19 protein-coding genes and 5 pseudogenes are annotated in these 22106 nt (G+C 60.3%); 3 read left to right on the forward strand and 21 right to left on the reverse strand.

The features are described from left to right. Window positions 1-38 precede the first annotated feature (38 nt). From PAF17_RS02195 to PAF17_RS02210, 4 genes are all read right to left on the reverse strand, one after another. On the reverse strand, window positions 39-833 hold the full coding sequence (locus PAF17_RS02195) for an acetolactate decarboxylase (protein ID WP_271887449.1): 795 nt from the start codon (window positions 831-833) through the stop codon (window positions 39-41). An 11-nt stretch (window positions 834-844) separates the two neighbouring features. After that, window positions 845-1957, reverse strand: coding sequence for an NAD(P)-dependent alcohol dehydrogenase (locus tag PAF17_RS02200; RefSeq protein ID WP_271887450.1), 1113 nt, complete (start codon window positions 1955-1957; stop codon window positions 845-847). Between the two features lie 119 nt (window positions 1958-2076). Beyond that, the gene (nfsB, locus tag PAF17_RS02205) at window positions 2077-2742 is read right to left on the reverse strand and encodes an oxygen-insensitive NAD(P)H nitroreductase (protein ID WP_271887451.1); all 666 of its coding nucleotides are present in this window, start codon (window positions 2740-2742) and stop codon (window positions 2077-2079) included. A 138-nt stretch (window positions 2743-2880) separates the two neighbouring features. Continuing rightward, window positions 2881-3801 (reverse strand): LysR family transcriptional regulator, encoded by a 921-nt coding sequence (locus PAF17_RS02210; protein WP_271887452.1) that lies wholly within the window; start codon window positions 3799-3801, stop codon window positions 2881-2883. A gap of 177 nt (window positions 3802-3978) precedes the next feature. Here PAF17_RS02210 and PAF17_RS02215 point away from each other — a divergent pair. After that, window positions 3979-4322, forward strand: a pseudogene (locus PAF17_RS02215) (IS110 family transposase); the annotation flags it as partial. A gap of 43 nt (window positions 4323-4365) precedes the next feature. On the opposite strand, the pseudogene tnpC reads toward PAF17_RS02215, so the two are convergent. From tnpC to PAF17_RS02240, 5 genes and pseudogenes are all read right to left on the reverse strand, one after another. Beyond that, window positions 4366-5346: pseudogene (tnpC, locus tag PAF17_RS02220) on the reverse strand (IS66 family transposase); the annotation flags it as partial. 71 nt (window positions 5347-5417) lie between these two features. Beyond that, window positions 5418-6659 (reverse strand): group II intron reverse transcriptase/maturase, encoded by a 1242-nt coding sequence (gene ltrA, locus PAF17_RS02225; RefSeq protein ID WP_271887453.1) that lies wholly within the window; start codon window positions 6657-6659, stop codon window positions 5418-5420. A gap of 538 nt (window positions 6660-7197) precedes the next feature. Beyond that, window positions 7198-7716: pseudogene (locus PAF17_RS02230) on the reverse strand (IS66 family transposase zinc-finger binding domain-containing protein); the annotation flags it as partial. Between the two features lie 123 nt (window positions 7717-7839). After that, window positions 7840-8193, reverse strand: a complete 354-nt coding sequence (tnpB, locus tag PAF17_RS02235) for an IS66 family insertion sequence element accessory protein TnpB (RefSeq protein WP_271887454.1) — start codon at window positions 8191-8193, stop codon at window positions 7840-7842. After that, entirely contained in the window at window positions 8123-8614 is a 492-nt protein-coding gene (locus PAF17_RS02240) for a transposase (RefSeq protein WP_271887455.1), read from the reverse strand. Before PAF17_RS02240 ends, tnpB begins: the two co-directional genes overlap by 71 nt. Window positions 8615-8725: 111 nt before the next feature. Here PAF17_RS02240 and PAF17_RS02245 point away from each other — a divergent pair, with 111 nt between their 5' ends. Then, window positions 8726-8932, forward strand: coding sequence for a hypothetical protein (locus tag PAF17_RS02245; protein ID WP_271887456.1), 207 nt, complete (start codon window positions 8726-8728; stop codon window positions 8930-8932). Between the two features lie 119 nt (window positions 8933-9051). Here PAF17_RS02245 and PAF17_RS02250 read toward each other — a convergent pair. From PAF17_RS02250 to PAF17_RS02265, 4 genes and pseudogenes are all read right to left on the reverse strand, one after another. Further along, window positions 9052-9311 (reverse strand): annotated as a pseudogene (locus PAF17_RS02250) (IS256 family transposase); the annotation flags it as partial. 133 nt (window positions 9312-9444) lie between these two features. Beyond that, window positions 9445-9835, reverse strand: a pseudogene (locus PAF17_RS02255) (transposase); the annotation flags it as partial. A 298-nt stretch (window positions 9836-10133) separates the two neighbouring features. Next, window positions 10134-13187, reverse strand: a complete 3054-nt coding sequence (locus PAF17_RS02260; protein WP_271887457.1) for an efflux RND transporter permease subunit — start codon at window positions 13185-13187, stop codon at window positions 10134-10136. Continuing rightward, entirely contained in the window at window positions 13184-14269 is a 1086-nt protein-coding gene (locus PAF17_RS02265) for an efflux RND transporter periplasmic adaptor subunit (RefSeq protein ID WP_271887458.1), read from the reverse strand. Before PAF17_RS02265 ends, PAF17_RS02260 begins: the two co-directional genes overlap by 4 nt. 198 nt (window positions 14270-14467) lie before the next feature. Between PAF17_RS02265 and PAF17_RS02270 the strand changes: the two genes are divergently transcribed. Continuing rightward, window positions 14468-15139 carry a TetR/AcrR family transcriptional regulator gene (locus tag PAF17_RS02270; protein ID WP_271887459.1) on the forward strand — a complete coding sequence of 224 codons (672 nt, stop codon included), beginning with the start codon at window positions 14468-14470 and terminating at the stop codon, window positions 15137-15139. A gap of 27 nt (window positions 15140-15166) precedes the next feature. Here the strand turns inward: PAF17_RS02270 and PAF17_RS02275 are convergent, their stop codons facing one another. The 8 genes from PAF17_RS02275 to PAF17_RS02310 form a co-directional block, all read right to left on the reverse strand. Further along, on the reverse strand, window positions 15167-17038 hold the full coding sequence (locus tag PAF17_RS02275) for a sigma-54-dependent Fis family transcriptional regulator (RefSeq protein WP_271887460.1): 1872 nt from the start codon (window positions 17036-17038) through the stop codon (window positions 15167-15169). Between the two features lie 67 nt (window positions 17039-17105). Beyond that, window positions 17106-17702 (reverse strand): VOC family protein, encoded by a 597-nt coding sequence (locus PAF17_RS02280; RefSeq protein ID WP_271887461.1) that lies wholly within the window; start codon window positions 17700-17702, stop codon window positions 17106-17108. 88 nt (window positions 17703-17790) lie between these two features. Continuing rightward, window positions 17791-19368, reverse strand: a complete 1578-nt coding sequence (locus tag PAF17_RS02285) for a GMC family oxidoreductase (RefSeq protein WP_271887462.1) — start codon at window positions 19366-19368, stop codon at window positions 17791-17793. A gap of 17 nt (window positions 19369-19385) precedes the next feature. After that, window positions 19386-19979, reverse strand: coding sequence for a hypothetical protein (locus PAF17_RS02290; protein ID WP_271887463.1), 594 nt, complete (start codon window positions 19977-19979; stop codon window positions 19386-19388). Between the two features lie 72 nt (window positions 19980-20051). Next, a complete protein-coding gene (locus PAF17_RS02295; protein WP_271887464.1) occupies window positions 20052-20354 on the reverse strand; it encodes a DUF1330 domain-containing protein in 303 nt (100 codons plus the stop codon). A 32-nt stretch (window positions 20355-20386) separates the two neighbouring features. Continuing rightward, on the reverse strand, window positions 20387-21133 hold the full coding sequence (locus PAF17_RS02300; protein ID WP_271887465.1) for a lipoate--protein ligase family protein: 747 nt from the start codon (window positions 21131-21133) through the stop codon (window positions 20387-20389). Next, complete coding sequence (locus PAF17_RS02305; protein WP_271887466.1) at window positions 21130-21810, reverse strand: 2-oxo acid dehydrogenase subunit E2; 681 nt, start codon at window positions 21808-21810, stop codon at window positions 21130-21132. The genes PAF17_RS02300 and PAF17_RS02305 overlap by 4 nt, the downstream gene beginning before the upstream one ends. Further along, entirely contained in the window at window positions 21807-22040 is a 234-nt protein-coding gene (locus tag PAF17_RS02310; protein ID WP_271887467.1) for a lipoyl domain-containing protein, read from the reverse strand. The genes PAF17_RS02305 and PAF17_RS02310 overlap by 4 nt, the downstream gene beginning before the upstream one ends. Window positions 22041-22106: the final 66 nt, after the last annotated feature.

Consider the following 22106-nt stretch of genomic DNA (forward strand, 5'->3'; position numbering starts at 1 on the left):
CGGGGCGATACGGCCACCCCCGCAGTCTGAAACACAGCCTACTCGGCCCCGCCGGCACCGGCACCTGAAGGTGGGGCGATCATCTGCATCGGTTCGGTCCGGAATTCGTCCACCATCGGCAGCGACACGTCGATCCGATCCAATTGCTGCACCTCGAAAACCATACTGTCAAAGCGCACATCCTCGACATGGCCGCCGGTCTTGTTGTCGGCCGTCTGAAAATGGAAGTGCAGGCCCGGAATCGACACGGTCGCCAGATATTCCGGCGTAAAGATTCCGACCATCGTTCCATCGGTCCGGTCGACCGAATACATCTGACGACTGTCGAGATAGGCAAAGAAATCGGTGTCGCCATCCTCGACAGCATGCGCCGAGGCCATTTTCACATGATCGAACAGACCCGTTGCGCGAAAGGCATAGAAGCTGTTCACCGCGCCGTAGTTCCGGGAAAGCTTGTCGCTGAGATCCTTGAACGAGGTAACATCCGCGATGGTGACGGTGCGATCGGGCCGAAAATCGATCATCGAGATATAAGGGGCCTGCAATTCATCGGGCGCGACGGTCGAGGTGCCATCGGCGGCAATTTGATACACGACACCATCGACGACAGTCAGCTCGCCGTTCAACTGGTTCGACACACCGACGCCGATGGTGCCCTGCTTCTTCATTTCTCTGGCGGTGATCGTACCTTCGTAGATCGTGTTCATCAGGGTCAGCGGCAGGCCGTATTGGCTGATCATCGGGGTGTCGTGATGGCCGTCCTCATGCGCACTGGCACCGTTGGTCGCGACAAGTGTCGCCAGGACCGCGAAAAATGGGAAATGTCGGATCATGGCCTGTCCTTTCATTCCGGCATGCGAATGATGGGTTTCAGGGTGACGCCTTTTTCGCTGTCTTCGGCGGCGTCGTTGATGCGATCCAGCGGGTAAAAGCGCACCAGCTTGTCAAAGGGAAACCGCCCGGCCATGTGCAGATCGACCAGAGCAGGGATCAGGACATGGGGCACGCTGTCGCCCTCGACCACGCCGATTAGGCGTTTGCAGTTCTGCATCAGGTCAATCAGGTCGATCTCGACCTTGCTGCCAGGTTTCGATGCCCCGACCACGGCAGCGGTGCCGCGCGGGCGCAAGGCCAGAACCGCCTGTGCAATCAGGGCGGGGATACCGGTGCTGTCCATCGCGAAATGCGCGCCACCGTCGGTGATTTCGTGGATGCGAGCCAGTGCGTCTTCTTCCTTGGAATTGATCACATGCGTTGCACCGATGTCCTTCGCCAGCTTTAGCCGCGAAGGGACGATATCCACCGCGATGATCGTGGTCGCGCCAATGGCCGCAGCGGCCATTACGCCGGACAGCCCGACTGCGCCGCCGCCAAAGGCCACGAAGCTGGACCCCGGCGCGACCTTCAGCGCGTTGAAAACCGTTCCCGCGCCCGTCTGGATGCCGCAACCAAGCGGACCCAGCAGGTCCAGCGGCGCGTCCTTGCGGACCTTTATGACATTGCGTTCATGCGCGATGGTGGTCTGGGCAAACGAGGATTGCCCGAAAAAGCGATCATGCAGCGCTTCGCCCGCATCGCCCTCGATGGCGTGACTGCCATCAACCCGCTGACCCGAGAAGTTGTGCAGGTTGAAGTTTTCGCAAAAGGCGGGGTGTCCTTCGTGGCAGGCACTGCAATGGTCGCAGTTCAGGAAGGTCAGGACCACGTGATCGCCGGGCACGACAGAGGTTACCTTGTCACCGACTGCCTCGACCACACCCGACCCTTCGTGACCCAAGACGATGGGATGGGGCACGGGAAAGACCTGATCGCGGGCGATCATGTCGGTGTGACACATACCGGTAGCGACAATGCGGACGCGCAGCTCGTCGGGGCGCATTTCCTTGACCCGGGCGATTTCGATGGCGAAGGGGCCGCCTTGCTGGCGAATGACCGCTGCCTGGAATGATTGGGACATGGCGTGCCTTTACAGATCGGTGGTGATGGCAAGATAGTCGGTGAATGTGCCCGGGACGGCCTTTTCAATGATCGGGGCCATTTGCTGCGCCCTCATCGAAATTTCGTTCCACGGGGCCCTCAGACGGTCTCCAGGATTCGATCCTGCGCCAGACGCGATTTCGGCAGATCCGCGTTGAAGTCGCTGTCGGCGTGATAGCCGAGCGATACGACCGCGACCGCCGCATACCCCTTGTCGGTCAGGCCGAATTCGCGGTCCAGCACGGCGGTATCCACACCCTCCATCGGGGTCGCGTCGATGCCAAGTGTCGCGGCACCTATCAGCAGCTGGCCCATGTTCAGATAGGTCTGCTTGTCCATCCAGTGGCGCAGATCCTTCAATTGGCTGCGGTGGATGTCGATGAACATGCGGCGGCCCCGGTCCATGTCGGCGCGGAACTGTTCGGGGTCGGCGTCAAAGCGGCCGTCACGGGCCTCTTGGTCCAATAGGTCGTCAAGAAAGGCATCATCAGCGTCGATCCGGGTCGCGAAGACCACGACATGCGAAGCCTGCGTGATCTTGGGCGAGTTGAAAGGAAAGGCTTGGTCGGTGGCCTTGGCGACGCGGGACTTGCCCCCATCCGTTTCGGCAATTACGAAATACCACGGCTGCAGGTTCACGCTGGAGGGCGACAGGCGCAGCAATTCGCGCAGTTTGGTCATATCGTCGTCGCTGATCTTGCGGGACGGATCATAAACCTTGGTCGAATAACGGGTCTGACCGGCGTCGATGATATCCTTGGGCATGTCTTCCTATCCTGTGTCTTGCTGTCTGTGATCGGGATGACCGCACCGCAGCGCGTCATCCTTGAACAAAAGATCGGAAGCGGACTGGCAGATATCATCTGCCGGGTGCGGCAATGACTGTCCCGGATATCGGGACAATCAGCGCTTCAGCAGATCGCCATAGGCGCGCAGATTTGCCGCCCGGATGTGGGTCTGCATGAATTCGACAAAGGCGCGGGTGCGGGCGTGCAGGCGCGGTTCGGGCGGACGAACCGCCCAGATGCAGGTCTCGGGCCAGACCTTGTAGCTAGGCATGATCGGCACCAGCCGTCCCTCACGAATATCCTTGCCCGCCGCCCAAAGCGATGCACGCGCGATCCCCAATCCCGCCAAAGCCATGCTTTCAAGGGAATCACCCAGATTGACGCGCAAGGGGCCATCGGGCTGAACCTCGTGAAACTGCCCTTCGGGGTCCCGAAAGGTCCAGTTCCTTTCCGCACCCAAGGGCAGGCAGCGATGCCGCGCCAGATCCTGTGGCGTTTCAGGCTGGCCATGCCGGGCCAGATAAGACGGCGCGGCGACCAGCCAGACGGGGTTATCGTCGATCTTGCGCGCCAGCAGGCTGGAGGGGGCAAGACTGCCGATGCGAAAGGCAACACTGAACCCGTCATCCACGATATCCACCACCCGGTCGCTTAGAAACAGGTCCAGCTTGATATCCGGGAATGTCGCGAAGAATTCGGGCAGATACGGGACGATATGGCGCTGACCGAAGGTCGCCGAGGCGGTAACCCGCAGCTTTCCGCCAACCGCCTGTGCCTTTTGCGACAGGGCCGCACGCGCCTCGATCGCGGTATCGACAATCCGGCTGGCATAGGTCAGGAATTCCTCTCCATCGGCCGTCAGCGACACCTTGCGCGTGGTCCGGTTAAACAGCTGCACGCCCAGATCATCTTCCAGCTCCCTGACGCGCAGACTGGCATTCGTCGCCGACAGCCCCAATGGCCGCCCGCCGCGCCCGATCGCCCCCATTCGCGCGATATTGACGACAAGCTGCAGCGTTACAAAATCGAACGGCACGATCAAAAGCCCCATGGATCCGGTTCAGACAACTATTCACGGTTTTTTCGCCCAGTAGCCAGCCCGACGGATAAAGATGCGTCCCCTTACCCAGCCATGTGCAAATCACCGCTCTGTCGCACATGATGGTTGCATGGCAACCAATAGGAGGTTGCAGTTTCGACACCAAAGATCAGCATGTTGGCGATCGACCTTGCAAAGGGACGCTTTCAGGTCTGCGCGGTCGCGGCGGATGGGACGGTTCCATGGAATCACCCGCTGTCACGAGTGCGGCGGGCAACGCCTTTGGTCGAGCAGCCGTTTTGCATTGTGGCAATGGGGCCTGTGCCACATCGCATCACTGGGGTCGGGTCGCGCAGTCCCGTGGCCATGAGGCGCGTCTGATGCCGGCGGCGTATGTGAAGCCGTTTGTCAAACAGCAGAAAAACGACAAGGCCGATGCCGAGGTTATTGCCGAGGCAGCCTCACGTCCGGCCATGCGGTTCGTCGCCGTCAAGAGTGCTGAGACCCAAGGCCGAGCGGCGGCAAGACCAAGGTAAGCGTTCGCTGGCTATCACGGTTAGCTTAGCTTGACGGCCTGAAGTTCCACGGCAGCAGGTCGTCGATGCGGCTTTGCGGGTGCCCGTTTGCAATCGCGGTCAGGGTTGCCTTGAGATAGGCAAACGGTTCGATGCCGTTGCTCTTGCAGGTCTCGATCAGAGACGCGATGCGGCCCCAGGCTATGCCGCCTTCATCGTGACCCGCGAAGAGCGCATTCTTGCGATTGAGGGTAATGGGACGGATCAGATTTTCGACCCTGTTGCTGTCGATCTCGACCCGGCCGTCGGTCAGGAAAGTTTGCAGCCCGTTCCAGTGATTATGGATATAGGTGAGCTTTTCGCCCAGCCGGGATTTGGCGGATATCTTGCGGCGTTGGGCCTGCAACCAGTCGCCGAAGGCGGCCACCAATGGTGCTGTGCGCGCTTGTCGGGCTGAAAGGCGTTGGCCGGGCGGCATCCCCCGGATGTCGGCCTCAATGGCATGGATTTCGGCGATACGACACAAGCCCTCGGCGGCGATCTCGGAGCCGTCGCGGTCGAAGACTTCTTTCAGCTTGCGCCGTGCATGCGCCCAGCAATGGGCAATCTGAAGAGGGGCACCGCTCTTGCGGGAGGGTTTGGTCAGCCGATTGTAGCCGGTATAGCCGTCGACCTGCAGGATGCCGTCGAAGCCGGTCAAGAAGGTTTCGGCATTGTCGCCGGCACGTCCGGGGGCATAGAAGTAAACCACGTCGGGCGGGTCCTCGCCGCACCATGGCCGGTCATCACGGGCCAACGCCCAGAGATATCCGGTCTTTGTTGCCCCGCGCCCCGGATCCAGCACCGGTGCAGTTGTCTCGTCCATGAACAGCTTGCCGGATCGTTTCAGATGTTCGGCCAGCCGGTCGACGACGGGCTTCAGATGGAATGCCGCTTTACCGACCCAATCGGCCAGCACGGCGCGGTGCAGATCAAGACCCGCTCGTGCCAGGATCTGGCTCTGGCGATACAATGGCAAGCGAGTCGCGCTAGGGAGTTTCACCCTCACGCGCTCCCAGAACCGTACGTGAACCTCTCGGCTCATACGGCTCCCAGCGTTCAGCCATTTGCGTAGAGAAAAGACCAGTGGGCGAACAATCCCGGCGTGGATTTCACGAGTCTGGCAAGCCAGAGCCGCGCTTGCCGAGGTCGTTGCTTGAAGCGTTTATACTTCCGCATCACCCATCGGGCCAAATGAGCGTCGATCAGACGAAGTGTCGGATAGAGCGCCGATTTGTAGAAGCACCTGAAGTAACCGATCCACCCTTCAATCTGCCGATTGAACATGCGGGCCGGATCGATCAGCCCCTTGTCGCTGCGCCGCTGCAACCCCCAGTTGCGCACCCGGCGCCGGAACGCCTTGAGGGCCTTGGGGCTGGCCGCCGGAAGGTAGGATACGCCGAACAACCCTCCGCGCCAGATCGCCAGCCGGGGATGGAACCTGTAGCCGAGAAAGTCGAAAGCAACCGTCGGGAAAGACCCCTTCCGGTTGGTATCCTTGCAGTAGACGATCTTTGTCTTCTGCGGATGAAGCGTCAGGCCACAGCCAGCGAGCCGGTCTTCGACCTGCCGCCACAACCTGTGTGCTTCGCCTTCCGTCCGACAATGACAGATGATGTCATCCGCATAGCGCTCGAACGGCACATGCGGGTTCTCCCGATCCATCCATTTGTCGAAAGCGTAGTGCAGGAACAGATTGGCCAGCAGCGGCGAGATGACCCCGCCCTGTGGCGTTCCGCATTCCTGCGGGACAAGGCTGCCATCCTCCATCATCACGGGTGACTTCAGCCACCGTTCGATATAGAGCAGCACCCAGCGACAATCCGTATGATGGCGGACCGCCCTGAGCAGTAGCTCATGATCGATGGTATCAAAGAACCCTTTGATGTCCATGTCCAACACCCAGTCATGGCGCCAGCATCGCTGGCGCGCCGTCCGGATGGCGTCAATGGCGGAGCGTCCGGGCCGGTACCCATAGGAATCCGGGTGGAAAACCGGTTCCATCAGCGGTTCCAGATAAAGCCGGACGACCTCCTGCGCGATGCGGTCCGTGACCGTCGGAATGCCCAACGGACGTTGGCCCCCATCTGCCTTGGCGATCACCACCCGGCGTACCGGCGATGGCATGTAGCTGCCAGAGGACATCCGGTTCCAAAGCCTGTAAAGGTTCGGGCCAAGCCGTTCCCCGAAGCTTTCGAGCGTCTGCCCATCTACACCAGCTGCACCCTGGTTGGCGTCCACATGTTGGAACGCTTCCCAGACCTCTCTCTTCTCAATCGTAAACGGCTTTGCCTCTGTCATCCGGCTCATCCTGTTACCAGTTGGCCAGCGGCAGCGGCTGAACACCACAGCCCCTTCGGTCCAGCGCCATTACTGCACCTTCGTCCCTACTACGGGCTGTTCTGCCCCTGTGTCCCGCATCGGTACTCTGGACCTTCCGGGGGCTTCCCGGTCGGTCGTCTCCCTTGGCATCGGGGCGACAGGTTCTCCTGTTCCGCAAAAGAGCCTGATCCAGATTCACGCCGCCTTCGAGCCGGATGCCGCATGGGCCGGACTTCAGGGCACCGCCCATACTCATCCCGGGGCGACCACCACCCCCGGTTCTGACATCAACCATACGCTTTCGGCAGTTCATCGACGGTTCGCTTTCGCTCGTCTCTCTGGATCGCACCTGACGGGGTCATGCCCCGCCGTTTCCACAACGCTCACCACCATCGCTCTTTACGACAGCAGCTTGTGGTGGTTTGGGACCGGCTCCTGATCGCCGAACCCGAGGGGCCCGCCCTCATCTCTCTTGCAGTTACATACCTCCTTTCCATGTTGGTATTCAGGACACACGGTGATCGGCATATTTGCTGACCAGCACATGGGCGAGCGTCGCCTCGGTCGGCAGACCGCCCATAATCAGGTGGCTCGGCGCCGGTGCCTGCGTCACCCCGTCTGTGCAGGTCCGGCAGGCATATTTGGGGCGCACGGTGAGGATCACGCGCAGCTGTGCCGGCACACTGTCCAGCCGTTCCGTGCGGTCTTCGCCAATCTTGTGCATGACACCGCAGCCGCAGGGACAGATCAGGCTGTCGGGCTCGATGATCTCTTCGATGCGCGGCAGCGCAGTTGGTAGGTTACCGATGGTGCGTTTCGGGGCCGGTCGGGCCGCGGTCGTTTCGCCGATGCGGGCGACCAGATGGTCCTTACGCACCTCGACCTCGGCCAGCGCGATGGACAGGTCCTCAAAGGCCAGCTGTCGCTCATCCTCAGACAGCTTTTCCGACCGTTTGCCATGCAGCGCGTGGTTCAGTTCGGCGATCAGGTGCTCTTGCCGCCAGGTGATTTCCGTCAGCGCAGCCATCGTTTCCATCAGTGCCAGAACCGCCGCACGCTGCGCGTCAGGTATGGCGGAAAGGTCGATGGAGGGCGCTGATGTCATGGGCTGTCACTAGCACAAAACATCAGCAAAAATACGCTAAAACAATATGTTGATCTACTCTGGCGCAGCTGGTGGACGTGCTTCCAGCGCCTTGACGCGGCGCCAGTCCAACCCGGAAAACAACGCCTCGAATTGGGCATGCTTCAGCGCCATCAACCCATCTTTGATGGCGGGCCAGGTAAAGCTGCCACCCTCCAGCCGCTTGTAGGCCATCACCAGACCGGTGCCGTCCCAATACAAAATCTTCAACCGGTCCGCGCGGCGCGACCGGAACACAAACACCGTGCCGGTGAACGGGTCCTCGCGCAGAACCGACGACACCAGCGCCGCCAGGCCGTCATGGCCCTTGCGAAAGTCGACGGGCCGTGTCGCGACCAAGACCCGCACCCGGTTGGACGGAAACATCATGGCTTGGGCCCGATCGCCCGCACAATCTCGGCAATCCTCCGGCTGGCGTGGCGCCATCCAGCCGGAGGATCACTTGACCTATGGCGATCTCCACCGGACCCAAGGCCTGTGGGTCAGGGCTTGACCGCTCCCGGGCCATCAGCATCGCGGGCACCTCTTCCGCGCGCAGCACAAGGGGCGCAAAGCAAAGATCATCCTCTGCCGGCGCAGGCAGAACCAACCGACCATCGCGCGCACGGCCGCGCCACTCCGACAAATGGTTCGCCCGAAGCCCATAGCGCGCCGCAACCGCGTTCACAGTCGTCCCGGGCTTCAGGCTTTCCGCGACGATCTGGGCTTTCACCTCGTCCGGCCAGCGGCGCTGCCCGTTAGGACGGATGTCCACCCCATAGTCCCTGAGAAACTCCACCGTAGTCGCCATCGCGAAACTCACCTGCTAATTTCCGTCAGACGCGGAGTCGCAGCTCAGCCGAAAACTGGGAAGGTGCGGCCTAGAAAACGCTTACAGACCAAGCTCGGTTCGATCAGCAAGATGGGCCAGACCGACATCCGCCTGCGGATCGTCGGCGCCATGCGCGTGATCCGCCAAGTGATCCGCAAGGGCGGCAGCACGAACCGCTGGTTGGCCGCGCTGGTAGCGCGCACCCCGAGGATGGTCGCAGCCGTAGCGCTAGCGAGCAAGATGGCCCGCATGATCCGGGCAATTACAACGAAACAGAAGAACTACCGGATGGCGTGATCCGATCCCGCGCAGGGGAAGGACACGACATGGCCACAAGGCCGGGGTGAGCGATCGATGAGAAGTAGGCGACACGACAGGATGCTGGGCGTGAAGCTGATCTTGTCTTCGACAGCGCCCCGGTCCCGAACCCGCGGAACCTTCACCGGCACGGGGACGATACCGGTCATCACCTCGCGCTCGGGCAGGTGCCCATGGCGCACCAACCGGGGGCCCCATTCCCAAGCTTCTCGTCCCCAAATCCGGCCATCAACGCCGCCAGTTCCGCGTGGAGTGCCTGCTCGATCAGCTCGCGCGCGCCCTCGCGAATAATATCGGTGAATGTGCAGGCCCTGAATCCGGATCGTTCGGGAAGCTGCTGGATGGTAGTCAATGACATGTGACGTCTCCTTTTCTCTGCCGAGAATTGACGGCGTCCTGAACACCGCCTTGATATGCCACCCTTCAGGACATCACCAACTGTCGCCCGTTACTCATGGAGATCTCCCTCATTTCCTGGCCGATCTCGGGACGGTTGGGCGTTCGCGCCGGACCGTCTTGGGGGCGACTCCGACAAGCCGGCAGGCCCTGCGCTGCGAGAGGTCATGATCCCGCATTGCACTGGGCGGGGCCTCTCGCCGCTCTTTCGGTGTCGTCAGCTTCCTCCCGGCAAGTCTTTCAAAACCACATTGTCGAGCATCGTGTCTGCCAGCAGCTGCTTCAACTTGGCGTTCTCATCTTCCAGCGCCCTTCAGCCGCGCGTCCTCCGATGCCTACCTTCGTGCCGCCATGCTTGGACTTCAGCTTGTAAAAGGTCGCCGGGCTCAGGCCGTGCCGGCGCCACATCTCCGCTGTCGGCATCCGGGCTTCCTGCTCTTTGAGCATCCCGATGATTTGTGCCTCGGTGAAACGGCTTTTACGCATTCCTCTGCTCCTACATAGGTTGGGCAGACGCTACTTCATGGTGAGGGATTTTACGGGGGGCAGGTCAAGGGTCGCCGACCAGCCCGCGTAGCTGACATTCAGCGCAATCTTGCAGATCCTTGTCCTGTCGTTGGTGCGGCAATGACCTGACATGACGTCTCCAAAAGTTTGGTCGAGGTTGAGAAAAAGCTTGGAAAAGTCGTTTCTGCCCTGCGTATCGGCCCGCCCGGATAAACAAGATGCCGAAGGACCTTAGCCTCCGGCATCTTGCTGCTTGGGGCAGGCGATGTGGTTCGCGTCAGGTCGTGGCCGGCTCTGTGATGGTGGAATGGTGCTGCTTCTTGCTGAACAGCACATAATAGAGCGCGGGCGCAGCGATCAGTGTCAGCACTGTGGCGAATGCCAGCCCCCCCATGATCGTGACTGACATCGAGGCGAAGAACGGGTCCCACAGCAATGGCGCCATGCCCAGGATTGTCGTGGCCGCCGCCAGAACGACCGGGCGCAGACGCGACGTCGATGCTTCGATGATTGCCTTGCGGAACGGAACACCTTCGGCCCGAACGAGGTCGATTTCCTCGACCAGAACGATGCCGTTCTTCAGCAGCATTCCTGACAGCGACAGCAAGCCCAGAAGTGCGGTGAAGGAAAAGGGCAACCCGGTCACGAGCAGACCGATCACCACCCCGTTCACCGCCATGGGGACCAATAGCCACACGATCAAAGGCTGGCGCAACCGCCCGAACAGCAAGATCGAGATCAACACCATGATCAGGATCGTGACCGGCAGCTGACCTCCGAGACTGGCCTGAGCTTCGGTGCTGCTCTCATATTCTCCGCCCCATTCCAGTTGGTAGCCATTGGGCATAGGAACCGCCTCGACGGCGCCGCGGATGGCCGCAAAGACCGAAGCCGCGTTCGTGCCACTTGGCAAACCGGCCTCGACCGTGATGGTCGGAACGCGATTGCGGCGCTGGATCAGGGTGTCGCGAGGCTGCCATTCGATATCCTCGATAAGCTGCTCCATGCGCACATAATCGCCGACCGCTGTTGAATAGACAAGCTGCTGGGACAATTCGGGTGTCTGATGGATTTCGCGCGTCCGAAGCCGGATCGGGATCTTGCGATCTCCTTCCTGGTAGGTGGCGACTGACAGACCCTCGGTCGCCATCTGGCTGGCATCGGCAATGTCCGTTCTTGTGATGCCGGCGGTCTGTGCGCGTTCGGTCGCGTAATCAGGGATGAGCACAGGTTCGTATTCGCGCCAGTCAGTGCGAATGTCCAGCAATGGGGCATCCTGATCTTTCAGCACGTTTTCAATGGTTTCCGCCAGCTCGCGCAGCACTATGGGGTCGCTGCCGGAAATACGGGCCTGAATGGGCGCCCCCCCACCGGGGCCAAAGGCCAGCCGCTCGGTTCGGAATTCGCCCTCGACCAATGTATTGCGCCCAAAGTCGTTCAGATCGTCCAGCAAGGCCGGAATCGCCTCGAGCGTTTCAGTGCGAATGATCAGATGCCCATATGTCGACAGCGATTCCTCGGGCGAATAGGTCAGCATGAAGCGTGTCGCGCCGCTGCCGACAAAAGTCGCGACAGATGTGACGTCATCACGTGCCAGCAACCAGTCCTCGGCCAGTTCAAGATCACGGGACACCGCGTGGATGTCACTGCCCTGGGGAAGCTTGTAATGGGCATAAAAGATCGGCGTGCTGCTGTCGGGGAAAAACTGCTGCGGCACCGAAGCGAAGCCGCGAAAACACAAGACGGTCAAGACGACCAGCCCGGCAAGGAACAGCCAGCGCACCTTGAGCGCACCTCCTAGGACACGGCGATAGGCGTTGAATATCGGGCCGGAATACTCATCGCCCTCGTTGGTCCCGCGCTTGAACACGTAATGGGCCAGCAACGGCGTCACCGTCAGCGCCAGCACCCAGGACAGCAGCAGCGAAATTGCCACCACCGCAAACAGAGAGAACATGAATTCGCCGGTGGCATCGGGCGACAAGCCAATTCCGGCAAAGGCCATGATCCCGATCACCGTGGCGCCGAGCAATGGCATCTGGATGCGGCTGGAGCCTTCATCCGCAGCCTCGCGCGAGGATCGCCCCGATTGCATCTTGATCTGCATGGCCTCTGCGACAACGATAGAGTTGTCGACCAGCATGCCCATCGCGATGATCAATGCGCCAAGCGAGATCCTTTCCATCTCGATTCCGCCCAGTGCCATGAAAAAGAACGTGCCGACCACATTCAGAAACAGGGTCGCGCCGACAACGACGGCAGAACGCCACCCCATGAACACAGCCAGCACCGCCACAACAAGCCCAACGGACATTGCCAGGTTGATCAGGAAGCCATTCGAAGATTCATCCACAACGACGTGCTGTTGATAGATCGGATGAAACTCCACGCCATGAGGAAGGTCGTGTTGCAATGCCTGCAATTTTGCATCGACGCGTTTGCCGATGTCGACGATATTTTCGGATTCGATGCCGGCAACACCCAAGGTGAAAGCTTCTTGACCGTTGAAACGGATCAACTGGCTGGGCGTTTCGACGCGTTCCCGCTCGACCGTGGCAATATCTGTCATCTGAACGACGGTGCTGCCCAGATTGACGGTCAGTTCACGCAGCGCATCCACGCTGTTGGTGCCGCGAGGTATGTCGACCTGAAAGCGTTTGCCATCCGTTGCCAGCGACCCCGCCGAAGAAATCTGCACAGCTGTGCGGATCTGCTGGGTCAGGGCGTCAGGCGCCACACCCAGATTGGATGCGATTGCCATATCGGGCATCACATAGACAGCTTCTTCGGGCAATCCGGCAAGCGATACATCGGACACGCCTTCCACGGTCAGGATCTCGCGTCGGACATAGCTGGAAATTTCATGGATCTCCGCATCCGAAAAGCCCGGCATGGTCACGGCGAAATAGATGCCGAAGACATCGCCAAAATCGTCATTGACGATCGGCTGCCCTGCCCCGTCCGGAAGCTGTGCCGCCGCATCGGCAACCCGGTTGCGCAACTCATCCCAGACCTGCGGCAGTTCGCTACCCCTGACGGTTGACAGAATCTCGACATCGATCCGGGATTCGCCGGGTTTGTTGGACGAGGTGACCGTATCCAGAACAGCCATTTGCTGAATGGCGGATTCCAGCGGTTCGGTCACTTCACGGGCGACCTGGGCGGCCGAGGCCCCCGGATAGCTTGTAAAGACGACAGCCTGTTTGATCGTGAAGGCCGGGTCTTCCAACCGTCCGACATTCAGATATCCCCACAACCCGCCGCCAAGGCAGCCGACAATCAGCAACCAGGTCAGCAACGAGGCCTCGATGGCCCTGCGTGCAAGCGTCATGGTTGACCTCCGTCACCCGAAAGTCCCTCAAAGCGGCGTACCCGAGCCTTGTCTGCCAACATCGACGCACCGGCGGCCACGATGGTGGCACCGACCTCGGGGCCTTTCAGCATCCGAAACCTCGTGCCATCGGCAGGTTCGATTTCGACGTCATGGGCTTGAAGGGTTCCGATATCCTCTGATCCGTCGTCAGGTTGAAAGACCAGCACTTGCGCCCCGCCTTCTGGCGTGAAGCGCAGCGCGCTTGCGGGCAGGATCAACACGCCATTTCCATCACCGCGGCTAATATCGGTCAGGACCGTGGCCGAGGATCCCGGCAACAGGTAGTCTGGCGTTTCCGCCATCACCGCGAAGGTGACCAGATAGCTTTGGCCGACTTCGGTCGCCTCGGCCGTGAATTCGCGAAACTCCAGCGGATATAACGGCCCGTCATGGCTGAGCTGTGCATTGGCAGAAAACACGGGCTGTTCGCCGAATTTGCGAAACAGGATTTCCGGCGCCTTGATCTCGATCTGGACTTCACTCATGTCATGGGCCCGCACGATCGGCTCGCCTGCCGCAATCGTGGCAAAACGATCTGCGACGCGCTGGGAAATCAGCGCATCGAAGGGCGCGACAAGAGTTGCGTCCTCAAGGCTGTCAATCGCATCGTCATAGCCGACCTGCGCGACATCGCGTGCGGTCCGTGCGTCATCGATATCCGCCTGCGGCACGATCCCGGCCCCCAGTTCCGACAATCGCTTCAGCTGCCGTTCGGTCTGATCCAGTTGGGCTTTTGTTTCCCGCACGGCCCGTTCGAACGGTGCCGGGTCCAATTTTCCCAACACGTCCCCTGCCCTGACGAATTCCCCTTCACGAACGGGTAGCTCCTCGATTTGCCCTCCGGCGCGGAAAGACAGGTTGACGGTGTTTCGTGCCGTGACGCGCCCAAAGAAGCGGCGATGCATAACGTCATCGGAACGTTCCAGCACCATCAGTTTGGCGGGGCGTATTGGGGCTTCGTCCCGGATGTCCTGCCCATAGGCCGCAGATAACGGGCTCAGGACAAGAGCGCACAGGACAAAGGCGGCTGAAAGTCTCATGATAAACCTTCGGTTGAATGCGGAGAGAAGCAACTGGTCAGGATGCGGCGCAACCCTGTGACGGACGGGGGTTGGATCGTGGCACTGAACAGGCATGGAAAACGGCCTTTTACATGGTGCGGCGTCAGTCTAGATATTAACGGAACCGGAAAGTTCCGAAATTCCCTTACAAGGGTTTGATAGGGGGGGAAAGCAAAAATGAAGCCATCGGAAAAACTTGTGCGTTCTCGCGGCAGACCGCCCTGTGCGGATGCGACCCGCAGGATCGTCGAGGCCGCGACCTGCCTGTTTCTGGCCAAGGGGTATGGCGCAACCACGATGCAGGATGTGGCGCGCAAGTTCGGTGGATCAAAGCAAACGATCTATGCGCGTTTCCCCGATAAACATGCGTTGGCAGAGGCGGTCGTCACCGCCTTTACCGAACGTCGGCTGCAGGTGCCGCGCCAGATTGCATCAACTCCGGGTCCAGCGCGTGAAACGTTGACAAAGCTGGCCGCTGCATTGCTGGAATCCGCCTTGCAGCGGGAAACGATCATGATGCTTCGTCTTATCGTTTCCGAAAGCAATGGCGGACCGGAGCTGAGCGAGATCATGCATCAGAAGTCACGATTGCCCGGTTTTGAAATGATGACCCTCGCGATGGAGCGCCTGACAGCCGAAGGTCAGCTGGTCGGCAAACCCGAGGATCTGGCCCAGATGTTTTTCGACCTGGTTCTGGTGCATCGCGTCTGGGATGCGATGTTTGACCCAAACGCGATGCAGATCACCCCTGAAATGCTGGCCAAACAGAGAAATGCGGTTGACTTTTTTCTGCGCGCGGCATCGGTCACAAGCGAAGGTCGCCCAGATCTTCAGCCCGATGCGGGATGAAGACGGCGCCTGGCGCCTTGTGCTTGATCACGGATGTTTCGCTCGGATGATGCCGTGATGTTTCATCTTTCGATGAATGGTCGCGCGCCCCATTCCCAGCTTGCGGGCCGCCTGACTGACATTCCAACGGCAATTCTCCAACGCATCCAGAATCAGCGTTCGTTCATCATAGGTCAGTCGCGGCGCTGCTTCTGAGGGTGCGCTGGCCGGGCGTGATGCCGGCGTATGCGTGGCGATCGAGGTGTCGCGCAGATCGAATGCGCTTAGCCGGTCGCCCTGCATCAACATCAAGGCGCGTTCCAGCGCATTACGCAGCTCGCGCAGGTTGCCCGGGAAGTTGCAGTGCCGAATGGCGGCGACCGCCTCATCGCTGAACTCGATCTTGCGACCGGCAATCTGGCTGGCCAGCACCTGAGCCAAAACTTCGGGATGTTCGCGTCGTCGAAGCGGTGGCAATGTAATGTGCGACACCGTCAGCAAGTAAAGCAGATCGTCCCGGAACCGTCCCTGCTCGACCGCGGCGAAAAGCGATTTCTTGCTGGTGCAGACAAGACGGGGGATCACCAGTCTGCCAGTTGCGGCGCAACAGGGTTGATGGGACTCCATCTGGTCCAGATGACGACGCAGCTCGGCCTGTGCATGATCGGGCAACTCATCTACATTGTCGAAAACCAGTGTCACGTTTCCCTGCTGCGGATCGGGCTGTGCCGCAATCGCACGGGCCTGCCCAAGGATCATTTGCAAATGCTCGCGATCCGCGTCTGATTGCCCCAATGTCGCGCCATCGATCTGGATCATCTGAGCAGCGGGCATTTCCGATTCCTGCAGGGCGGCAATCATCGCGGTCTTTCCGGTTCCCGTCTCGCCTTCAAGCAAAAGCGGAGACCCGCGTCGAAACGCGGCCTCGGCATGTCGACACAGGGCTGCCATGGCATGGCTGCCGGTTGCCATCTGGCGCAAGGAGGGGGGCAGTGGCCGAGATCGGTGCGCGGTGTTCGCAATGGCTGCGGCCGGCCTTGTCTGGCGGGCTTTGCCAGGCAGTTTGATTGAAAAATTCAGCGCCTTACCGGAACGCGCAGGCATTGACAGAACCCGGTCCGGCACCTTTGCCAACGCCTCGCTGTCCAGATCGAATATCGCTTGAAACGCCTGTCCCTTGAGGGTCGAGGCCGCGGCATGACCAACGACCTTTTCAACCGCCGATGTGGCCCCCAGAATGATTCCGGCCTCGTCCACGGCGATCAGCGCGTCACCCGTCAGGACATCTCCTTGGCCTGCAAGGGAAACCGTCACCATCATCGCATCTGAAAACTGCCGCGCAAACAGGTTGCGCTGGATGCGCTGAGCTGCGGTAGCCAGCAATTGCTGGCCGAACAGGTAATCCGAGCGGTTTCCGCGATCGATCGAAACAAGATTGACAGAGCCGATTGCCGCACCATTGGCATCCAGAACGGGAACGCCTGTGCAGGCATACTGCCTGAGCTGGGAGTAAAAATGATCCGCGCCGCGCACCGTAAAGGCATGCCCCGAACGCAAGGCCATGGAAACCCCATTCGTGCCCGCGATCCGTTCATCCCAGCAAGACCCCAAGGATATACCATTCCATTCCTCTGGGCCATTGCTGTCAGTGCCGGTTTCCAGCCGGATCAGAACCCCTTCGGCATCGGTCACGACGAGGCAATGCCCGACCTGGCCCGCGACTGCGGCCAGTTGACGAAAAAAGCCTTGCCTGCCGCCGGTCTGTTCGACGATCTGTTCCAGCCGGGGCGCGATTTCGGATGCTTGCAGACGCATGATTGGCCATGAGGCATCCCGCAGCAGATTGTGCTGCCGTTCACATCGCTGCCAAGAGGCCGCGATGGCCTCTTGATAGGCGGGGGCACCAAGCCGTCCGATCATGTCTCCTCCTGTTTTCATTTTAGACCAGGACTCGCCATCCGCCAATGGTTTCCAGCATCCGGCCAGCTCAGGAATCCGAACGGGGATCCCACAATTTGCGATTGTTCTGCCGTTCGTCGATGATCCCGTCCGGGGCGCTGACGATTTCCATCTGCATCCCCCAGGGCGCAAGGAAATAGACCCATTCCATCCCCTCCAGGCCGGTACCGGTCAATTCATGCGGACTTTCCAGGACCTGTACGCCGTTGTCTCGCAAATATTGCGTCGCTTCGTCGATGTCGTCGACATAGAATGCGATATGATGCCCCCCGATGTCGCTGTTTCGCGGCAACTCCGTATTCTGGTCGGGAGAGCTGTATTTGAACACCTCCAGGGCCGGGCCGTTTCCACAGCGCACCATGGTGATCGTCTCGATGACGGCGCGCGGGTTGACATTGAGGTTCCTGGTCATCCAATCATCTTCGAACGGCCCGAAGGGACCGAATGAAAAGAACGACTGACATCCCATCACATCGACAAGGAAGTCAACGGCGTCGTCCACATCGGGAACGGTAATCCCGATATGCTGCGTGCCGCGCATACCGGGCAGTTCGGCATGCACACGCGCCGCAAGGCCGGTTGCGGTCGCGGCGATACAAGCCAGCGCAGGAAGCATCTTGTTCATGGTTATCCTCCGAAATATTGGTTCATGTGTGAATGGTGCGCGGTCGGGCGCCACCATCGGCACCCCACCCGGCAAGTTCGCTGTCAGGTCAGATCGTTCCGGCGCGCATTTCGCCGGCTATATATTCCGCCTGCCGAATGGCCAGCGCGACAATCGTCAAGGTCGGATTGCAGGCCCCCGACGAAGTGAACTGGCTTCCATCAGAGACGAACAGGTTGTCGATGTCATGAGATTGCCCGAACCCATTGACGACCCCTTTCGCGGGGTCGGCATGCATCCGGTTCGTGCCCATGTTGTGGCTGGCCGGGTATGGCGGCAATTCATAGATATCGGTTGCGCCAACGGATTCGTAGATCTGCGAGGTGGACTCGACCATATGGGCCGTCATGGCATGATCGTTGCTGTGCGGCGTCTTTGCGACGATCGGCACCGGCAGGCCATACTGATCGACTTCGCTGTCATGCAGCGTGACGGCATTCTGTTCCTGGGCCAGATCTTCGCCCAGTGCCCAAACGCCCGACATATGGTCATATTGCTCCATTGCGCGGGCAAAGCTGCGCCCCCATCCGGTATTTCCGGGTTCCAGGAACGCTGCCATGAAGGGTAGCCCCAATGACAGGAACTCGAGGTAATATCCGCCATTGAAGCCGCGTGCCGGATCATGTTTGACGTCATCCCCGACGATCCCCGCGACCGAGGTGCCACGGAACATATGCACCTTTTCGGGCATGACTGCATAGATTCCGGTTGAGGTGTGGCACATATAGTTCCGGCCGACCTGTCCCGAAGAATTCGCAAGACCGTCGGGGAACAGGCTTGATGCAGAATTCAGCAGCAGACGCGGGCTTTCGATCGAATTCCCTGCAACGCAGACGATCCGGGCTTTTTGCCGATGCTGGTTGCCCTCGGCATCTGCATAGATCACAGCATTCACCCTGCCCTCGGCGTCATGAGTGACCTGCAGCGCCATGGCGTTGGTGCGCACCTCGCACAGACCGCTTTCCTCGGCCCGGGGCAATTCGCTGACCATGGTCGACCACTTGGCGCCGATCGCACAACCCTGCATGCAGAACCCGATCTGCATGCAACCCGGCCGGCCGTCGCGCTCGGTCGAGTTGATGGCCATCGGACCCGAGTTATAGTCGCTGCGCCCGGTGCGCCGACAACCTTCCGCCAGAACCCGAAAGCCATTGTTCCAGGGCAGGTGCGGCATGCCCGTCACCGGACCTGTAACCCCCATCTTCAGCTCGGCCTTTTCGTACCAAGGGGTCATCTCGGCCAGGCTGATGGGCCAGTCTTCGACATTTGCGCCGTTCACCGCGCCATAGGTCGAACGCGTCTTGAACTCGAACTCCTTGAAGCGCAGTGCAACCCCGGCCCAATGCACGGTTGAACCGCCATAGCCCTTGACGATCCATGCAGGCAGGTTGGGATGGTTGACCGCGCCATGCCAGCCACCGGCCGAATATCGTTTGTCCAGCCAGGATATCTTGCGGAACATGGTCCATTCGTCATTTTCCATGTCATAGGTTTCAAGCCGGTTTCCCGCTTCGAGAACGACTGACTTGATGCCTTTTTGCGCCAGCTCGTTGGCCAGGGTGCCGCCCCCCGCGCCAGAACCGACGATAACGACCACGCTGTCATCATCCAGATCATAGCTTGTCATGATTCCGCCCCCCCCCTTCAGCCCTGAACTTCTGCAATTCGTTCTTCAAGGGTTGGCCCTTGTGGAACGAAAGTGATGTCGGAAAAGCCGCGGTCGAGATACCCGCCCTCTTCGACCGAAGAGCCCTGATATCCAAAGAGCGGCCAGATCTCGACATTGTTGTAGATCGCGAAATAGGCAGTCCAGCGCACCGATTGAAAGAACGCATCGTGCTGGAAGGCCCGCAACACGCCTTCGCGCGCATCGGGATCCTCCACTGCCGTATACGGGCGGCCGAACAACCGCTGCGCCTGTTCATCAATCCGCAACAGGCCGTTGCGCAGATCGGATCCGACCTGCGAATCTCCTTCGCTATCCGAGATGATCGAATCCGCAATTGATTGATAGTGACTGGGGTCCAAAAGATCAGGATGGGGGTATATGTCCTGAATCATTTGCAGCAACGTAGCGTCCTGCCCGTTGGCCAGCGTTGCCGCCACGCCACGCCCCGCGCTGCCAAGCATGGCACCCGTGGTTACCCCGGCCATCGCCGTGGTCATCAGGAACATGCGGCGACTGATACCAAGATGGTCTTGGCGGGGCGGTTTCATCCTGTGAAATCGGATGTTCATGTCTTATTGCCTCCCTATGGGTGTGTTCTTCGCGGCAACCTCGGCCTCCTCAGTCCGGAGGTTGCCGGTGGTTCAGGCCAGCACGTCTTTTCCTTCGATCAGGAAATGAACACTGTCAGATCCCCGTGTCCGGGCGCGAAGATGCGGAGCGTATTCGGGATCCGCGACAAAGGCCTCGGCGGCTTCTTTTGACGGCCATTCAAGAATGATCCGAAGAGCAGCCGGGCTGTCAGCGCCTTCGATCTGCTGATGGCTGGTTGTGCGCGCCAGATAGCGACCGCCATGTTTGGCCACCAGTTCATTGGCCACTGGCACGTAATCGGGAATCCAACCCTCATCGGTCGGGGTGACGGCCAGCACAGAGTAATAGGTCATGTTTCCTTCCTTTTTTGCTTCGAGAGACAGGTTCATGCCGACGCGACAGCGCGGCTATGCCGGTTGCCTGATCGGTGGGTTGGTGCGGCTGCTGGGGACAGCTGCGTGATCCGTTGCAGGCGATCCTTGGCCGCACGCAGCAACGCACCATGCAGATTGGCGGGGTTCACGGCATCCGAAAGCAGATCTGTCAGGCTGACATGGACGTCCCGGCGCGGCGGCGTGATGGCCCCGGCCAGGGTCTCGACCGTGCGCAGCACCGGCCATGCGGATCGCGGCGGTGGGTCCGACAGAATCGCTGCATGCACAAGGGCAATCGACGCGCCCCGATCGATGGGGCGCCAACGCTGCGCCGTGCCCGCCAGCTTGAGGCCACCCGCAACAAGGTTCCAGTCTCCATCGCAAAACGCGGCATCCACGGCGCCTGTATCCGTCATGACATCAAATCGACGAAGCGCCTCTGAGATCGCGCCGCAAATCAGGTCATAACCGTCCTGGATATGCGCCCCGGCGGGCATGGCCGCGACAATCGCAAGGTTCAGCGTTCCTGGCCCTTGCGGCACCGCACCGCCCCCGGTTGAGCGCATCAATATCGGCCACCCTGCCTGTGCGGCGCGTCGGGCAACCTTGTCAAAGCCCGGTCGTGTGGCACGGGCTCGGGGCACGACGATTGAACATTGTTGCGCCCGCCACAGGAATGCCGCCGGACGAGACGCCGAAAACAGGGACTCTTCGCGGGCGATCCCTTCTGCCGCGGATGCAACCTCAAGGCATGTCATTCGCCCGGACCTTCGATTTCCGCACAGATCGTGGTCAGCAGGTCACCCGCCGGCGCCCCATCAAGAGCCCGATGATCAAAGGTCAGCGACAACCCGACATGGGGGCGCAGCTCGATTCCGCCATCGGCGGAGCGAACCGCCCGGTCAGTCATGCGCCCAATACCCAGAATGCAAATCTGTGGGACGTTGATGATCGGGGTGAAATGCTCGACCCGCGTCAGGCCAAGGTTGGACAGGGTGAAACTGCCACCCGTCATTTCCGTCACGCTCAGCTTGTTGGCGCGCGCCCGTGCAGCAAGGTCCTGACGTGCTTCGCGCAGTTCAGACACCGACAGTTCGGCAGCACCGAAAATAGCCGGCGCAACCAGCAGATTGCCGGGCAGCGCAATGGCAACAGACAGATCGACATCCTGCGCCAGCCGGATCTCGCCATTTTCGACGCGGCCATTCGCGTCAGGATGATGCCCAAGCGCACGGATGACCGCGCGCATCAGCAGATCTTCGATCGAAACCTTCGTGCCCGCCGCTGCCATTCGCGCCTTTTGCGACAGCAGCGCGGTGGCGTCGGCGCTACCGTGATGGGTCAGTTGCGCGGCGGTTTGCAGGCTGGCCACCATGCGATCGGCGATCATGCCACGCACCCCTTTCAGGGGAATGGCGCGGATCGCGCCGCTCATTCCACGATTCCGATGATCGCACCTTTCGGCACGACGGCATCAGCCCCTTCCTTGATCTTGACCACACCTGCGGCGGGGGCATGAATTTCATATTGAACCTTGGCTGTCATGATCTCGGCGATCAGGGCGCCGGCCTCGACGACCGCACCGTCATTGACCAGCCATGACGTGATGACGGCATCTTCGTCTTCTTCCCAAAGATCCGCGGGAATGATGATATCTGTTGCCATTTCGACAGTCCTTCGTTGTTCGGGGCCGCCACAGGCGCGCCCCGCAATTTTGGTTGTTCGTGAAAA

The sequence above is a fragment of the Paracoccus onchidii genome, assembly GCF_028294535.1.
Classification (GTDB): domain Bacteria; phylum Pseudomonadota; class Alphaproteobacteria; order Rhodobacterales; family Rhodobacteraceae; genus Paracoccus; species Paracoccus onchidii.